Genomic DNA, 16,962 nt, shown 5'->3' on the forward strand with positions numbered 1-16,962 from the left:
TGCGGGACCGCCATGACAGACACATGACAGCTGCGACATTTGCTGCGGATCGCCTCAGGCAGCTTGCCTTTCCCGACGCATCTCGTTCCTCATGATGAAGAGCGACGCGGAGAGAATCAGCGCGGCGCCCAGCCACAAATAGCCGGCCGGCGCGTAACCGAAGAACAGCCAGCCGGCGAGCACGTTCAGCGGCAGCTTCAGGTCGTCGAACGGCTGCACATAGGCGGCGTCGGCACTGGCATAGGCAAGGGTCAGCAGATATTGCGCCACGACCGTCAGCAGGCCTGCCAGCAGGAAAAGCGCAAGCGTTGCGCCCGTCGGCACGGCAAAACCCGCCGCAAGCGCCAGCCCGCCATTGATCGGCGTCAGCAGCACCAGCAGCCAGACGGTGATCGTCTCCGGCTTCTCGATGCCGGTGAGGTTCTTGGTGATCAGCGACGACGCGCCCCAGAGCAGCGCCGAGAGAACGGGCAACAGCGCCGACCAGGAGAAGCTGTCCGACCAAGGCTGCAGGATGATCATTGCTCCGGCAAAACCGACACCGGTCGCCGTCCAGCGGGCGGGACCGACGCGTTCGCCGAGGAAGAGCCGGGCACCGAGAATGATGAAGAAGGGCGAGGTCATGACGAGGGCGATCGCCTGCCAAATCGGGACCGTAGCGAGGCCGGACACCCAGGCCTCGACGCCAAGCGCGGCGAAGACCACTCGCACGACATGCCGCCATGGGTAATCGGTACGCATGGCGGAAAGGCCGACCTTGCGCAGGAAGGGCAAGGAGAAAAGGAAGGCGAAGCCGTATTGCCAGAAGGCCGCAGAGGCCGGGGGAAAGGCGAGCTTCATGGTCAGCCACTGGGTGACGACGTTGAGGAGCGAGAAGGCCATACCTCCAAGCACCATGAAAGCGGCGCCGACAAAGGCGCGGGACTGCGAGGCTGCAAGGGATTTCTGATTCATGCTCTTCATCCGCAACTAGGGACCAACATAAATCAGGACGCATGAGGCGGCGGCACACAATGCCGGCAGTCCCCTGCCCGCACGCGGCCATGCTCATTCTCTTCCATCCGGACTATACCGTCGGCTCCGGAATTGCACCGGATCTGCTGACCCTCCCCCCGCATGGGCGCGGAAGCAGGCGCTCGCGGGCTTGGGCCGAGACCCTCTACCGCCGGTGGGGAGTTTCACCCCGCCCTGAGAACAGAAATCTCGTAGATCAAAGCCGGCGCGACGGCAAGACCTGCCAAAACAAAGCGAGCCTGAATCAAAAAGGGGTCCGGCAAAGCCGAACCCCTCAAAAAATCCTGCACAGCCGGTCTCGTTTACGGCTGGCGGATAATCTCAGATCAGCCGTTGACGGCGTCCTTCAGGCCCTTGCCGGGCGTGAACTTCGGCACGTTGCGAGCCGGAATGTCGACTTCAGCGCCCGTCGACGGGTTCCGGCCCTTCGATGCGGCACGATGAGAAACGGTGAAGCTGCCGAACCCTGCGAGGCGGATATCGCCCTTGTTCTTGAGTTCACCCTGGACAACGTCAAAAACCGCGTCAACAGCGGAAGCCGCGTCAGACTTCGTCAGTCCTGCCTTTTCGGCGACTGCGGACACGAGTTCATTCTTGTTCATGTTTCCACCCCTTTCTAAATGGTACGAAACGACTCAAAAGTAAGCTAGGCGCAGAATAGGTTTCATCAGGCCCGCCGGGAACCCAAAAGCCCTGCAAATCAAGGAAAAGCAAGCGTCTCCATGACGTTTTCACAAAAAAGGCTGGCGTTTTCGCCAGCCTTTTTCCGTCTTTTCAGCCAATGGGGCATAAATGTGGCCAAGGCCGCTCAATGCGCTATGGTTGCGCCCGTCTCATCGAGGCCTTCGACCGACGTGATCACAGGCGTTTCCACGGTGCCGTCCCATTCGATCGGCTCCGGCCGCCGGATCAGCGCATGCTTGATCACCTCGCCCATGCGGGACACCGGGATGATCTCCATGCTGTTCTTCACGTTGTCAGGAATCTCCGCCAGGTCCTTGGCGTTCTCCTCAGGAATCAGCACCTTCTTGATGCCGCCGCGAAGCGCTGCGAGCAGCTTTTCCTTGAGACCGCCGATCGGCAGCACACGGCCGCGAAGGGTGATTTCACCGGTCATGGCCACATGCCTGTTCACCGGAATGCCGGTCATGATCGAGACGATGGCGGTCGCCATGGCGACGCCGGCCGAGGGGCCATCCTTCGGCGTCGCGCCTTCCGGCACGTGCACGTGGATGTCGCTCTTGTCGAAGCGCGGCGGCTCGATGCCGAAATCGACAGCGCGCGAGCGGACATAGGAGGCCGCTGCCGAGATCGATTCCTTCATGACTTCCTTCAGATTGCCGGTGACCGTCATGCGGCCCTTGCCCGGCATCATCACGCCTTCGATGGTCAGCAGTTCGCCGCCGACTTCCGTCCAGGCAAGGCCGGTGACAACGCCGACCTGATCCTCGCCCTCGGCTTCGCCGTGGCGGAAGCGCGGGACGCCCAGATAGTCGGAGATGTTGGCAGCCGTCACATGCACGGACTTCGTCTTGCCCTTGATGATCTCGGTGACCGCCTTGCGGGCGAGCTTCATCAGTTCGCGTTCGAAGCTGCGCACACCGGCTTCACGGGTGTACTGCTGGCTGATCGCCATCAGGGCGTCGTCGCTGACCGAGAATTCTTCCTGTTGCAACGCATGTTCCTTGATGGCCTTCGGCAGCAGATGCCGCTTGGCGATCTCGCGCTTTTCATCTTCGGTGTAGCCGGCGATACGGATGATCTCCATGCGGTCCATCAGCGGCGCCGGGATGTTCAGCGTATTCGCCGTCGTGATGAACATCACGTCCGACAGGTCGTATTCGACTTCCAGATAGTGGTCCATGAAGGTCGAGTTCTGCGCCGGATCGAGCACTTCGAGCAGGGCCGAAGACGGATCGCCGCGATAGTCCTGGCCGAGCTTGTCGATCTCGTCGAGCAGGAAGAGCGGGTTGGACTTCTTCGCCTTCTTCATCGACTGGATAACCTTGCCGGGCATCGAGCCGATATAGGTGCGGCGGTGACCGCGGATTTCGGCTTCGTCGCGAACGCCGCCCAGCGCCATGCGGACATATTCACGGCCGGTCGCCTTGGCGATCGACTGGGCGAGCGAGGTCTTGCCGACACCCGGAGGGCCGACGAGGCACAGGATCGGGCCCTTGATCTTGGTGGCGCGGGCCTGCACGGCTAGATATTCGACGATGCGCTCCTTGACCTTGTCGAGACCGAAGTGATCGGCTTCGAGGATCTTCTCGGCATTGTTGAGATCGGCCTTGATCTTCGACTTCTTGCCCCAGGGAATGCCGAGCAGCCAGTCCAGATAGTTGCGCACGACGGTGGCCTCGGCCGACATCGGGCTCATCTGGCGCAGCTTCTTCAACTCCGCATCGGCCTTTTCACGGGCTTCCTTGGAGAGCTTGGTCTTGGCGATGCGCTCTTCCAGTTCGCTCATCTCGTCGCGGCCTTCCTCGCCGTCGCCGAGTTCCTTCTGGATCGCCTTCATCTGTTCGTTCAGGTAGTATTCGCGCTGGGTCTTCTCCATCTGGCGCTTGACGCGCGAGCGGATGCGCTTTTCGACCTGCAGGACCGAAATCTCGCCTTCCATGAAGCCGAGCGCCTTTTCGAGGCGGGCCTTGACGCTGGTGGTTTCCAGCATCTCCTGCTTCTCGGTGATCTTGATCGACAGATGCGAAGCAACCGTATCGGCGAGCTTGGAATAGTCGTCGATCTGGCTGGCAGCGCCGACCACTTCAGGCGAAATTTTCTTGTTGAGCTTCACATAGCTCTCGAATTCGGAGACGACCGAACGCGACAAGGCTTCCAGCTCGACCGGATCGTCATGCGGCTCCTCAAGCACGTGGCCGAGCGCCTCATAGAAATCCTCGCGGCTGGTATAGGTGTCGATCTCGGCGCGGGCGCGGCCTTCGACCAGGACCTTGACGGTGCCGTCGGGCAGCTTCAGGAGCTGCAATACGTTCGCCACGGTGCCGACCTTGTGGATCGCGGAAGGATCCGGATCGTCGTCACTGGCGTTGATCTGCGTCACGAGCATGATCTGCTTGTCGGACCCCATGACCTCTTCGAGCGCACGGATCGACTTTTCCCGTCCGACGAACAGCGGCACGATCATATGCGGGAAAACCACGATGTCGCGCAAAGGCAGAACAGGGTAGGCAGTACTGCTCGCTACAGACGTTTTCTTCGTCATTTTTAAGTCCTTTCCATCGTCCCGTTACCGGGCTCTCTGCACGGCCGCTTGGGACCGGCCGGCACTCTCACTTGTTGCTACAAGTGGAGGTTCTGACTACGCTTTTCAAGCCACGCTAACGCCCGCGTTCCCCGGATGTGACAGCTTTGCTACAACGGAACGCCAACACTATGAAGCGCGTGGCTGGACCGGCGCTTACCATTTCCGACCGGCTAAAATACAAGCGCCGGCAATAGGCTTACGGAATCACGGCATCATTGCCAAGCACTCTTCCTTGCGCAACATCGGCCCTTCCCAACATCGGCAAAGTCAATTCCGGTTCCCACCGGCAAAATACTAACAGTGCCTCGGATGGTTTTTCAAATAGAAAGGGGCCTGCCGATGGCAAGCCCCCAAAATAATCGTGCGAAAGCGCAAAGGTTACGCCGAAGCGTTGGCCTTTTCTTCCTGACGATCGGCATAGATGTAAAGCGGCCGGGCCGAACCGCGCACGACCTCCTCGGAGATGACGACTTCGCGCACGCCTTCCAGCGTCGGCAGTTCGAACATCGTGTCGAGCAGGATCTTCTCCATGATCGAGCGAAGGCCGCGGGCGCCGGTCTTGCGGACGATCGCCTTGCGGGCGATTTCGCGCAGGGCATCCTCGTGGAAGGTCAGTTCCACGTCTTCCATCTCGAACAGGCGCTGATACTGCTTGATCAGTGCATTCTTCGGCTCGGACAGGATCTGGATCAGCGCATCCTCATCGAGATCCTCGAGCGTCGCCAGAACCGGCAGACGGCCGATGAACTCGGGGATGAGGCCGAACTTGACCAGGTCTTCCGGCTCCAGCTCGCGCAGGACTTCGCCGACGCGGCGGTCGTCCTGGGCCTTGACGGTCGCGCCGAAGCCGATCGACGTCTTCTCGCCGCGGGCGGAGATGATCTTGTCGAGACCGGCGAAGGCGCCGCCGCAGATGAACAGGATGTTGGTCGTGTCGACCTGCAGGAATTCCTGCTGCGGATGCTTGCGACCGCCCTGCGGCGGAACGGAAGCAACCGTGCCTTCCATGATCTTCAAGAGCGCCTGCTGGACGCCCTCGCCCGAGACGTCGCGGGTGATCGACGGATTGTCGGACTTGCGCGAAATCTTGTCGACTTCGTCGATGTAGACGATGCCGCGCTGCGCACGCTCGACATTGTAGTCGGCCGACTGCAGGAGCTTGAGGATGATGTTTTCGACGTCCTCGCCGACATAGCCGGCTTCGGTCAGCGTCGTCGCATCGGCCATGGTGAAGGGAACGTCGATGATGCGGGCGAGCGTCTGGGCAAGATAGGTCTTGCCGCAGCCGGTCGGGCCGACCAGCATGATGTTCGACTTCGCCAGCTCGACTTCGCCGTTCTTGGAGGCGTGCGCCAGGCGCTTGTAATGGTTGTGAACGGCGACCGACAGGATCTTCTTCGCCTGCCGCTGGCCGATGACATATTCGTCGAGGACCTTGATGATGTCCTGGGGCGTCGGAACGCCGTCGCGGGACTTGACCATCGAGGACTTGTTCTCCTCGCGGATGATGTCCATGCACAATTCGACGCATTCATCGCAGATGAAGACGGTCGGTCCGGCAATCAGTTTCCGGACTTCGTGCTGGCTCTTTCCGCAGAACGAACAATAGAGTGTGTTCTTGGAGTCGCCGCCGTTGCTGCCGCTGACCTTGCTCATATCACTTTCCTTCCAGCACGCCGCATTTCAAGGCGAAATCGCGGTCCACTCAATCAGCTCCTGGCGGCACTCCGTCACCGGAGCCTTTGCCGAGAAGGGCTTCAGGGGGTACGAACCGGGCCCAATCATGTCCGGGTTCCGGCGGCAACGAATTCCCCTTCGAATGCCGATGCTATGTCATAAAAATTCAACATAGCATTAATGGCTACTATTAGCGTCTTCGTCGCCAGTTGAAAGCCTTGTTCGATCACAAATGAGATAGAACTGTGGCGACAAAAACACCATCCCAATTAATTACTAGGCCTGCTCGCCTTCCATTTCGAGGCGCGACGTCAGAACCTTGTCGATCACGCCCCAGCCCTGGGCTTCATCCGCATCCATGAAATGGTCACGATCGAGCGTCTTTTCAACTTCCTCGTAGGTGCGGCCGGTGTGCTTGACATAGACCTCGTTCAGGCGGCGCTTCATCTTGAGGATGTCGCGGGCGTGGCGCTCGATGTCCGAAGCCTGGCCCTGGAAACCGCCCGAGGGCTGATGCACCATGATGCGGGAATTCGGCGTGGCGAAGCGCATGTCCTTGTGGCCGGCGGCCAGCAGCAGCGAGCCCATGGAGGCGGCCTGGCCGATGCAGAGCGTCGAAACCGCGGGCTTGATGAACTGCATCGTGTCGTAGATCGCCATGCCGGCGGTGACGACGCCGCCCGGCGAATTGATGTAGAGGGCGATTTCCTTCTTCGGGTTTTCGGCCTCGAGGAAGAGAAGCTGGGCGCAGACGAGCGTCGCCATATGGTCTTCGACGGCACCGGTCAGGAAGATGATGCGCTCCTTCAACAGGCGGGAATAGATGTCGTAGGAGCGTTCACCGCGGTTGGTCTGTTCCACGACCATCGGCACGAGGGCCATTGCGGTATCGACTGGGTTTCTCATGTGCGTCCTTTGTCAACGTCTCGCCGGCCGGCGCCGGGAATCAAAGAAAATGTCTTATCCCTACATAGAGTGTCCCGGCCCTCCTCTTCAAGACACGCATGCGGATAACGTTAAGAAGCCGGGGCAAGGCGGCCTTGGCTGTAGCCTCTTTCCAACAAGCGCCTGTTAACGGCGAGCCCATGGGACCGCCCTCCCCGGCTTTTCTCCACGACAGGATGAAGGAATGCTTACTCCATTCGAGAGTGCTCACACACGTTTACCCTAGAGAAAGCCTACCGATAGATATCGGCCCAAAACCATGCCGCAGCGCAGCAGCATTAAGGAAGTGGCGAGCTTCCTCGGCAAGGATGCACACCAATAAATCGGGCCAACAAATCGGGGCCGACACACAAGGCCGACTGATAAGGCCGACGGGCAAGGGGTTGCTGCCGTGTTCAATATCGCTACAGGTCTCGCCATCTGGTGTTCCGAGGCCATGACGCTCGCTTTGGTGCTGTTCGTTGCCTGGCGCCACAATGTCAGGAACGAGGCCTATCTCTATTGGGGCCTCGGCTTCCTTCTGACCGGCATCGGTTTTGCGATGATCGCGCTGCGTGAGCAGGTCCCCAGCCTGCTGTCCATCGAGATCGGCAATGCCATCGCGCTGCTCGGCCAGAGCGCCTGGGTGGCGGGTTTTCTGGCGCTCGACCGCAAGAAGATCGAATGGTGGGCGCTGCTGCCGCCGGCGATCTGGCTGGCCGGCGTCTTCCTGCCCTGGGTCAACAGCGACTATTCAAACCGCGTCGTGCTCTACAATCTCGCTTCGGCGACGGGCGCGACTGCGCTTGCCCTGGCCGTCGCTGCCGGCGACATGCGCCGTGAGCGTACCCGCGTCAAACTGATGGGCGTCTTCGTCATCCAGGGCTGCCTGTGCTTCGGCTCGGCGCTGACGATGGCGCTGACGCTGCCGAGCGATATCGAGGCAACCAATCTCGGCGGCGCCTCGGCCATGGCAAGCGCCTTCCTGCTCACCATCGCCTTCGCCTTCACCTGCCGGCTGATCATGGAGCGCTCCGAACGGCACCTGCGCGCCCTCACTTTGACCGATTCGCTGACCGGCGTGCTCAACCGCCGCGGCCTGCTCGGTTATTTCGACGCCATCCAGGAAAAAGCCCATGACGAGCAGCGCCAGGTCGCGGTGATGCTCTTCGATCTCGACCATTTCAAGCGCGTCAACGACCGTTTCGGCCACCAGTCCGGCGACGCCGTGCTGACCGCCTTCGCGCGCATGGCCCGCCAGTATATTCCGAACAGCATCTTCGGCCGCATGGGCGGCGAGGAATTCGCAGCCTTCGCCGCGGTCACCGACCAGACCGAGGCCGAGGCGATCGCCGAAGCGATCCGCACAGAATTCTGCCGCCTGCCCGTCAGCACCGGCGAAGCGATCGTCCCCGCCACCGTCAGCATCGGCATCGCGCTCGCCTCCTCGATCGAAGCCAATATCGACAAATTGATTTCGGCCGCCGACCGGGCGCTCTATGCGGCGAAGGGCGCCGGCCGTAACTGCACGGTCACCTTCGGCGAAGCGGAGGCCGCAGCCCCGGCACCGGCGACGCCCAGCACCACCGCCGGCGAACTCGTGCCGACGGTCGACGATCAGGTCGAGGCGCTGCGGCGGATGGGCACGCTGTCGCGGGCCGGCTAACTTATAACCCGAAAATCGGAATCGATCCCCGGGGTTGCGAGCAAATCTTCAAGTGATGGGGCACCGGACGCGCGGCCTGCTGGACGCGCATCCCAGCAGAGCCCCCTCGCCCGCATCTTTCCGAGGCCCGGCAAATCCGCTAAGCCTCGGGGCATGACGATACCGCCCTTTCTCTCGATCGACCCTGCCAGCCGCCACGTCTCGCTGGATGCCCGCAATCCTGATTTCTACGGCAATCCGAATGCCGTCTATGCCGCGTTGCACGCCCATTGCCCGACCTTTTACTGGCGCGAGCAGAAGCAGTGGTTCTTCACCGGCTACGACCATGTGAACGGGTTGCTGCGCGACCGCCGCTTCGGCCGGCAGATCCTGCATATCGCCAGCCGCGAGGAGCTCGGGCTTGCCGAACCGATGCCGCATCTTGCCAGTTTCGATCTGTCGGAACGTTATTCCCTGCTCGAACTCGAACCGCCCGAGCACACGCGGCTGCGCACGCTGGTCAACCGCGCCTTCGTCTCGCGCCATGTCGAGAAGATGAAGCCGGAGCTTGCCGAACTCGCCAACCGGCTGATCGACGGCTTCGCCGGCAAGCGCGAAGTCGAGCTGCTCTCGGCCTTTGCCGACATCATCCCGGTGACGATGATCGCCCGGATGATCGGCATTCCCGAGGAGATGGGCCCGCAGCTGCTCGCCTGGTCGCACGCCTATGTCCGCATGTATATGTTCGGCCGCACGCGTGCGCAGGAGGACGAGGCCGAACGGGCGGCGAAGGAATTTTCCGACTATGTCAGGACAGTGATCGCCGAGCGCCGCGCCGAGCCGCGCGACGACCTGCTGACCCACATGATCCATACCGAGCACAAGGGGCAGTATCTCACCGAGGAAGAGCTGATCTCGACGACGATCGTGCTGCTCAACGCCGGGCACGAGGCCACCGTGCACCAGATCGGCAATTCCGTGCGCACCATCCTCGAGAGCGGCTCGGATCCGGCGGACCTCTTCCGCGACGAGGCGGCGACGGAGCGCACCGTCGAGGAGACGCTACGCATCTGCGCGCCGGTCCACATCTTCCAGCGCTGGGCGCTGGAGCCCGCTGAAATCGACGGTATCTCCTTCCAGCGCGGCGACAAGGTCAGCCTCATTCTTGCCGCCGCCAATCTCGACCCGGCGAAATTCACCGATCCGCTCGCCTTCCGGCCCGGCCGCAACGAGGCGGCGAACCTGTCCTTCGGCGCCGGCATCCATTTCTGCATCGGCGCACCGCTGGCGCGACTGGAGCTCAATGTCGTGCTGCCGATCCTGTTCGCCCGGCTTGCCGGCCTCAGGCTGGCAAAGACGCCTGAAGTCAAGGACGTCTATCATTTCCACGGGCTGGACCGGCTGGACCTGCGGTGGTGACCCGTTCGGGAGCGCTGATCAGCCGTAGCGGCGGTGAATCCCCGGCGTCAGGCGGCTGACTCTTCCAGCTTGCTGGATATGTCGCGTGCCGACATGGGTCTGCCCATCAGATATCCCTGAAGCTGATCGCAGCCGGCCTCCCGCAGGATCATCGCCTGGCGGTTGTTCTCGATACCCTCAGCGGTCACCGGAATCTGCAGGGCGGTCGCCAGGGAAATGGTCGCCCGAAGGACCTCGGCGCCGTTGGCGCCTTCATCGAGGGCGGATACAAGCGAGCGGTCGATCTTCATGCGATCGAACCCGAACTGCCGCAATGCGCCGATGCTGGCGTAGCCGCAGCCGAAATCATCAAGCGCGAACTTTATGCCGACGCGCTTGAGCTGGTCTATCGACCGCCGGGCCTGATCCGGATTCGTCATCAGCACTCCTTCGGTGATCTCCAAGGTCAGGCGCTTCGGATTGAAATCAAGTTCTTTCAGGACCGAAATCACTTCGGCGGCAAACTCGGGATTGCAGAGCTGGATCGGCGAGACATTGACCGACAATGCCAGATCGGGCCAGCTCCTGGCATGCTCGATCGATGTTCTCAGCATGTGAACGCCGAGCGCATCGATGAGGCCGCACCTCTCGGCGAGAGGGATGAAAACTTCCGGGCTGATGTTTCCTGTCGGCGTTCGCCAGCGCGCCAGCGCTTCAAGCCCGGTGACAGCGCCTGTCGTGGCAGAGACGAGAGGCTGGAAAACGGCCTCGATCGCACCACTGCCGATGGCGCCTTTCAAAAGGCCTTCCAGTTCGGCGATCCTTTGGCGCTCCTCGTCCAGTTCGGGGTCGTATTCGATCGCCTGGCCTCGGCCGTTTGCCTTGGCGCGATAGAGGGCCATATCTGCTCTGCGCAGAAGCTCCAAGGGTTCGATATCTCTGTCGCCGGCGGCAGCGCCGATGCTTGCGCCGACCTCGATCGTCCGGCCGTCGATTTTGAAGGGCTCGGCAAACAGCGCCAGAATGGTCTTTTCCATCTCTTCGCAGGTCGCGGCCCCGACATGCACCAGCGCGAATTCGTCGCCTCCCAGCCGGGCCGCGGCAACGACGTCGGGATGGCAGCCCGCGAGCGCGGTCGAGACCAGCCGGATCAAATCGTCGCCGACCGCATGCCCCCAGGCATCGTTGACGGCCTTGAAGCCGTCAAGGTCGACCAGATAGAGCCGTGGCGGCGAAGAGCCCGGCCCCTCCAACTCCTCCAGCAGGCTGAGAAGTCCATGCCTGTTCAATAGGCCGCTCAGGCTGTCATGGCCCGCTTCGAAAAGCGCTGCTTGCGCCAATTGGCGCAGGCGCCGCGTCTCCGACGCGCCGACCATCAGCACGCCGATCAGGAACAGCGAAAGGATGGCGACGGCGGCCGCGACATAGGGCGTTACCTGCTGAAACACGGTGCTTCCAGGGGCTTTGCTCGGCCAGACGAGATAGCCGATGACGGCCCCCTTCATGTCCGTGATCGGCGTGTTCAGAAATTCCGGCCTGGGCTTCGCCTCAAGGTGCAAGCCTTCGAGTTCATGTTCGTTCGAGAGCGTGTCGAGAACTTCGGGCGTAAATTCCTTGTAGAAGCTCAGCGTGCTGAGCTTCGGAAGCTCGGTAGTGGGTTCGTATGGCTGGATCGCCTGCGATGCGAGCAGAGCGATACCGCTTCCGGTCTTGATGAAATTGACCACCGGCGCCCGTGCGGGATCGGCAGCTGCGTTGACCTGCCGATAAAAGCCTTCGCCGAAAAAGGCGCTCGGCTCGAATGGCTTGCCCTTGGCGTATGCAGAGACGATCGAAGACCGGTCGGGACCGATGACGACCGCGCCATCATAGAGCGCGTAATCCTCGCTAGTCTTTCCCCAATTTTCATAGGCCCAATCGGCGGCGGTCGGAGACGAGGCCGCACTATAGGCATCGTCCCAGATGGCATTATCCGTCGTCGTCCCGCTCAGGCGCGCCACAAAGGCTGAGATCGCCGCGCGGGCGGCGCGCGTGGCCCGCGCATCATCGATCTCATTCGCCGATCGGGTCATCGTGAAGACGACATGCGCCATCAGGCCGGTCAGGACGAGGGCGACGACGAGGAAGCAGACCGTTGTCGCAATGATGGAGGACGTTTGAGTCCGAACGTACCTACCTGCAAGAGTCGACATGCAAATTCCGCAAAAGATTAATTGCAAGACCATGTCTGTGAGACGGCAGGAGACATCATGTCCGCTATGCGCTGCGGACGAGATATAGCATTTTGACGATGTAAGCCCGATTAATAGGACTGGTAAAAAGCACTCTATCTAGGAAAGAAGCGCGGCCATTCGCGGAAAGACGGGCCGTCATCGCCGCAAATCGGGACAGGCCTGTCATCGTCGGCGGCGATTGACCGGCACGGTTTAAACCTTGATCACATAATCCTTGCGAGTCGTTTCAACGACTTCCCAGGTTCCCTTGAAGCCGGGTCTCAGGATCATCCGGTCGCCCGTCTTCAGATGAACCGGCTCGCCGCCGTCCTCGGTGACGATCGAATGGCCGGACAGCAGGCTGAAATATTCCCATTCCTCATAGACGATCCGCCACTTGCCCGGCGTCGCCTCCCAGATACCGGAATAAATCCCGCCCTCGGCCTCCTCCAGGTTCCAGGTGCGGAATTGCGGATCGCCTGAAATGATCCGGCCGGGCTCCGGGGCGCCGAACTCCGGTTCGATGCCGTCAATGCTGAAGGTGATGAAATTTGCCATGGTTGTCACGGACCTTCCCGATATTAGTGCCCTTCGCAGCATACGTTTGTATGCGCCATGATTGAAATCGCTCGATTTTTCAGGTGCGATCGCAGCATAGGTTCAACATCTTCCCTTCCTCGTATTTGCCTACCACTTCACGACCGTGAGGTTTGGCCAGACATTGATCCATCGGTCGACCTTCCGCTCATACACTTCCCGTGTGATCTGCCTCGTGTTCGCACGGACAATGCCGCCGAGAAGGTCGGAAAGGCCGAAAGGAGCGCAAAGCTCCAGGCCGCCATCACCAGGACGTATCCCGACGGCCGTCGCAGTTGTCGGGAAGGTGGCGATGGCATCGGTCGTCGATATGTAAGGCTCGATTGGATACCCGAACTTTGCCTCATACCACAGGTGAACCCGGGCCTCATTCTTCACATCGATCCAGATCGGCAAATCGGAGAAGGCCACTTGGATTCGAGCGGCATGATCCGCTTCCGCCTCCTCGGAAAGGTCGCTAGCGTCAAAATAAACGATATCGATGTCATTGATGCCGTGAACGAGCGGGAAAGCAAACGCATGGTTCCAGACCGTCTGAGCGATTGCACCAGCCACGAGCCAGGCGTCTGGAAGCGCGATGTCATGCCAGCGCCGTAACAGCGGTGACAATAATGGGGATCGTGTCCCAGGGAGTGGTGTAGCTGGATTTCATAGCCATCGGTGATTTCCGGTAGGGTCGGGTTGCTTAGAGCCAACCTGAAGGACTCCACCGATGACCGACGACATGATGAACCTACGCTCACTCGTTGAGAAGAGCGCTGACGCCGATTTGCTGCGCGAGATGATCGGCTTTGCTGCCGAGAAACTGATGGCGCTGGAAGTCGGCACGAAGACCGGTGCGGGCTATGGCGAGAAGAATGGCTTTCGACTTGCCCAGCGCAACGGCTACCGCGACCGAGACTGGGAGACGCGGGCGGGCACCGTCGAGCTGCGCATTCCCAAGCTTCGTACCGGCAGCTATTTCCCGAGCTTCCTTGAACCACGCCGTATGGCCGAGAAGGCTCTGACGGCGGTTATTCAGGAGGCCTATATCCAGGGCGTTTCGACCCGCTCGGTTGATGACCTCGTCAAGGCGATGGGCATGTCGGGCATTTCCAAGAGCCAGGTCTCCCGGCTGTGCGAGGAGATCGACGAGAAGGTGAAGGCCTTTCTCGACCGGCCTATCGAGGGCGAATGGCCCTATCTGTGGATCGATGCTACCTACCTGAAGGTCCGGCGTGGCGGGCGCATCGTCTCTGTTGCAGTCATCATCGCCGTCGGCGTCAACACCGACGGCCGACGCGAAGTGCTCGGCATGGAGATCGGCACGTCCGAGGCCGAGGCGATCTGGACGGAATTCCTGCGCAAGCTGACCAGGCGGGGTCTGCGTGGCGTCAAGCTCGTCGTCTCCGATGCCCATGAGGGCATCAAAGCCGCAGTATCGAAGGTGCTCTGCGCCACCTGGCAGCGCTGCAGGGTCCACTTCATGCGCAATGCTTTGGCCCATGCTGGAAAGAGCGGACGGCGCGTCGTCTCCGCCTTCATTGCCACGGCCTTCGCTCAAGACACGCCGGAGGCGGCAAGCACTCAGTGGCGCAACGTCGCCGACCAGATCAGGCCAAAGGTCCCGAAGCTTGCCAGTTTGATGGACAACGCTGAGCAAGACGTACTCGCCTACATGACCTTTCCCAAGCAGCATTGGGCCAAACTTCACTCGACCAACCCGATTGAGCGATTGAACGGCGAGATCAAGCGGCGGACAGAGGTCGTCGGCATCTTCCCCAACGACGACGCCATCGTGCGCCTGGTCGGTGCGCTGCTGCTCGAACAGAATGATGAATGGGCCGTCCAGCGATCTCGCTATATGACCCTTGAGACAATCGCTACGATGAGCGATGATCCACTCATCAGCCTGCCAGCAGCAAGCTGACACTCATCCGGCCCTCTGGGATGAGCCGTGGCCGTCTAAGCTACACCACTCCCTGGGACACGATCCTGAACCATTTTACAAGGCCCATGGCTACGAGGTCAGGGAACGGAGCCATCACGTCCTCGGTTCCGGGGTGCGTATGGCTTGCGTGAAGATGTATAAAGCCATCGGATCGCAAAGTTCCTGAGGCGGTGGCCTATCGAGCCGCGGCGGGAGCGCAAGCCTCTTCACCAGTGATGGATTCTTACCTCCGGCCACAGTGTTTTCGCCCTCGCGGCCTTCTCCTCGTGAGTGTTTCGGTTATCCAATGCATAGTTTGGCACGACCCGGAACGAAAACATGTCGTTTAGACCGAAGGGGGCTTCGATGTGCAATTGGTCGTCGTCCGCCAATCGCACGGCGACAGAATGCGTCTTCGTCGAGTATCGAAGCAGGGCGTCTTTCGAACACGTTAGTGGCTCAACCGAGATACCAAATCGCTCCTCGAACCAGAGGTGAACACGCGCCTGGTTTCTGATCTCAAGCGGGATCGGCAGGTCCACTGCCACAGGGAGGACCGCACGGATAACACGGTCTTCGGCCTCGTAGGACAGGTCGGCATCGTCGAAATAGATTATATCGATATCCTTAACGCCATACCAGCGGGGCCGCCCTGTCAGCGCGTTCCAAACCGTCTGGTAAATTGCACCTCCCCCAACAAGGTGGCCTGGCAATCTCATCGCCTCCAGATGCCGGAGTACCTTCACCAGCTCTGGAACTTGCAATATTAGGGAGGTCAAACGAGAGCGTTGCTGGCTGCCTTCAATATCTGCGTAACGAAGATGTTCTTCCATATCCATCTCTCGAATTTCGCCCAGGCTTCAGAAAATTGAGTTCTTTCGGCTAGGCGTCGGAAGCACCCGGCATCCAGCCAGTCCCTGCCGCCCAACGGTCCGCACGGCGAATAATCTGCCAAAGTTGATCCTCCTTGCCCGTTGTGTACGCCACCCCGTCGTTTTGGAACCACGCAGCCAGCCTGCGCTTCAATCAGATCTTCGAGAGCGCCTGTTCGAGATCGGCGATGATGTCCTTGACGTCTTCGATGCCGACGGAAAGGCGCACCACATCCGGCCCGGCGCCGGCTGAGGTTTTCTGTTCGTCGCTCAACTGCCGGTGTGTCGTCGAGGCCGGATGGATGACGAGCGAGCGGGTGTCGCCGATATTGGCAAGATGGGAGAAGAGCTGCAGCCCCTCGACCAGGGTCTTGCCCGCCTCGTAACCGCCCTCGACGCCGAAGGTGAAGACCGAGCCGGCGCCTTTCGGCGAGTAGCGCTGCTGCAGGGCGTGGTTCGGGTCGTCGTCGAGGCCGGCGTAGTTCACCCAGGCGATCTTGCTGTGCGCCTTCAGCCATTTCGCCACCGCGATCGCATTGTCGCTGTGACGCTGCATGCGCAGCGGCAGCGTTTCGATGCCGGTCAGGATCAGGAAGGCGTTGAAGGGCGAGATCGCCGGGCCGAGATCGCGCAGGCCGAGCACGCGGGCAGCGATCGCAAAGGCGAAATTGCCGAAGGTCGCGTGCAGGACCATGCCGTTATATTCCGGCCGCGGGCTCGACAGCATCGGGTAATTGCCGGATTTCGACCAGTCGAAGGTGCCGCCGTCAACGATGAGGCCGCCCATGGAATTGCCGTGGCCGCCGAGAAACTTCGTCAGCGAATGCACGACGATATCGGCGCCGTGCTCGATCGGGCGGATGAGATAAGGGGTCGCCATCGTATTGTCGACGATCAGCGGCAGGCCGTTGCGATGGGCGACATCGGCAATGGCGGCAATATCGACGAAGGTGCCGCCGGGATTGGCCAGGCTCTCGATGAAGATGCCGCGCGTCTTCTCGTCGATCTGGCTTTCGAAGCTTGCCGGATCGGCGGAATCGGCCCAGCGTACCTGCCAGCCGAAATTCTCGAAGGCATGGCCGAACTGGTTGATCGAGCCGCCGTAGAGCTTGCGGGCAGCGATGAAGTTTTCGCCGGGGCGCATGATGGTATGGAAGACGATCATCTGCGCCGCATGGCCGGAGGCGACGGCAAGGGCCGCCGTGCCGCCTTCCAGTGCTGCGACACGCTCCTCCAGCACGGCCTGCGTTGGGTTCATGATGCGGGTGTAGATATTGCCGAAAGCCTGCAGGCCGAAGAGAGCAGCGGCATGATCGGAATCGTTGAAGACGAAGGCGGTCGTCTGATAGATCGGCGTTACCCGCGCGCCGGTCGCCGGGTCGGGCTGAGCGCCGGCATGGATCGCCAACGTGTTGAATCCCGGATCATTCTTGGCCATGTCGTCC

Annotated in this window: 13 protein-coding genes and 1 riboswitch; of the genes, 3 read left to right on the top strand and 10 right to left on the bottom strand. The window is 60.9% G+C overall.

The genetic code is table 11. From position 1 onward, the window contains the following. Window positions 1-54: 54 nt before the first annotated feature. The 5 genes from QMO80_RS04955 to clpP form a co-directional block, all read right to left on the bottom strand. Window positions 55-954 (bottom strand): DMT family transporter, encoded by a 900-nt coding sequence (locus QMO80_RS04955; protein WP_283199102.1) that lies wholly within the window; start codon window positions 952-954, stop codon window positions 55-57. A 91-nt stretch (window positions 955-1,045) separates the two neighbouring features. After that, window positions 1,046-1,200, bottom strand: a riboswitch (FMN riboswitch). Between the two features lie 140 nt (window positions 1,201-1,340). Next, window positions 1,341-1,616 carry a DNA-binding protein HupB gene (gene hupB, locus QMO80_RS04960; protein WP_003573937.1) on the bottom strand — a complete coding sequence of 92 codons (276 nt, stop codon included), beginning with the start codon at window positions 1,614-1,616 and terminating at the stop codon, window positions 1,341-1,343. A gap of 206 nt (window positions 1,617-1,822) precedes the next feature. Continuing rightward, window positions 1,823-4,240 carry an endopeptidase La gene (lon, locus tag QMO80_RS04965; protein WP_283199103.1) on the bottom strand — a complete coding sequence of 806 codons (2,418 nt, stop codon included), beginning with the start codon at window positions 4,238-4,240 and terminating at the stop codon, window positions 1,823-1,825. A gap of 420 nt (window positions 4,241-4,660) precedes the next feature. Beyond that, window positions 4,661-5,938 carry an ATP-dependent Clp protease ATP-binding subunit ClpX gene (gene clpX, locus QMO80_RS04970; RefSeq protein WP_003573940.1) on the bottom strand — a complete coding sequence of 426 codons (1,278 nt, stop codon included), beginning with the start codon at window positions 5,936-5,938 and terminating at the stop codon, window positions 4,661-4,663. Between the two features lie 297 nt (window positions 5,939-6,235). After that, window positions 6,236-6,865, bottom strand: a complete 630-nt coding sequence (gene clpP, locus QMO80_RS04975; RefSeq protein ID WP_003573944.1) for an ATP-dependent Clp endopeptidase proteolytic subunit ClpP — start codon at window positions 6,863-6,865, stop codon at window positions 6,236-6,238. Window positions 6,866-7,295: 430 nt separating this feature from the next. Between clpP and QMO80_RS04980 the strand changes: the two genes are divergently transcribed. Together QMO80_RS04980 and QMO80_RS04985 are read left to right on the top strand one after the other, a co-directional pair. Continuing rightward, window positions 7,296-8,549, top strand: a complete 1,254-nt coding sequence (locus tag QMO80_RS04980) for a GGDEF domain-containing protein (RefSeq protein ID WP_283199104.1) — start codon at window positions 7,296-7,298, stop codon at window positions 8,547-8,549. Window positions 8,550-8,702: 153 nt separating this feature from the next. Beyond that, window positions 8,703-9,947, top strand: coding sequence for a cytochrome P450 (locus QMO80_RS04985; RefSeq protein ID WP_283199105.1), 1,245 nt, complete (start codon window positions 8,703-8,705; stop codon window positions 9,945-9,947). A 47-nt stretch (window positions 9,948-9,994) separates the two neighbouring features. On the opposite strand, the gene QMO80_RS04990 is transcribed toward QMO80_RS04985, so the two are convergent. The 3 genes from QMO80_RS04990 to QMO80_RS05000 all read right to left on the bottom strand — a co-directional run bounded on the left by QMO80_RS04990 (window position 9,995) and on the right by QMO80_RS05000 (window position 13,345). Continuing rightward, a complete protein-coding gene (locus QMO80_RS04990) occupies window positions 9,995-12,118 on the bottom strand; it encodes an EAL domain-containing protein (RefSeq protein ID WP_283199106.1) in 2,124 nt (707 codons plus the stop codon). Window positions 12,119-12,352: 234 nt separating this feature from the next. After that, window positions 12,353-12,697: a cupin domain-containing protein gene (locus QMO80_RS04995; protein ID WP_283200113.1), complete on the bottom strand. Its 345-nt coding sequence runs from the start codon at window positions 12,695-12,697 to the stop codon at window positions 12,353-12,355. A 129-nt stretch (window positions 12,698-12,826) separates the two neighbouring features. Next, window positions 12,827-13,345, bottom strand: coding sequence for a nucleotidyltransferase family protein (locus QMO80_RS05000; RefSeq protein ID WP_283199107.1), 519 nt, complete (start codon window positions 13,343-13,345; stop codon window positions 12,827-12,829). A gap of 103 nt (window positions 13,346-13,448) precedes the next feature. On the opposite strand from QMO80_RS05000, the gene QMO80_RS05005 reads away from it, so the two are divergent. Next, the gene (locus QMO80_RS05005; RefSeq protein WP_283197540.1) at window positions 13,449-14,645 is read left to right on the top strand and encodes an IS256 family transposase; all 1,197 of its coding nucleotides are present in this window, start codon (window positions 13,449-13,451) and stop codon (window positions 14,643-14,645) included. A 227-nt stretch (window positions 14,646-14,872) separates the two neighbouring features. On the opposite strand, the gene QMO80_RS05010 is transcribed toward QMO80_RS05005, so the two are convergent. Together QMO80_RS05010 and QMO80_RS05015 are read right to left on the bottom strand one after the other, a co-directional pair. Then, window positions 14,873-15,478: a nucleotidyltransferase family protein gene (locus QMO80_RS05010; protein ID WP_283199108.1), complete on the bottom strand. Its 606-nt coding sequence runs from the start codon at window positions 15,476-15,478 to the stop codon at window positions 14,873-14,875. Between the two features lie 193 nt (window positions 15,479-15,671). Continuing rightward, complete coding sequence (locus QMO80_RS05015; protein WP_049734034.1) at window positions 15,672-16,955, bottom strand: O-acetylhomoserine aminocarboxypropyltransferase; 1,284 nt, start codon at window positions 16,953-16,955, stop codon at window positions 15,672-15,674. Window positions 16,956-16,962: the final 7 nt, after the last annotated feature.

The sequence above is a fragment of the Rhizobium sp. BT03 genome (assembly GCF_030053155.1).
Lineage (GTDB): Bacteria > Pseudomonadota > Alphaproteobacteria > Rhizobiales > Rhizobiaceae > Rhizobium.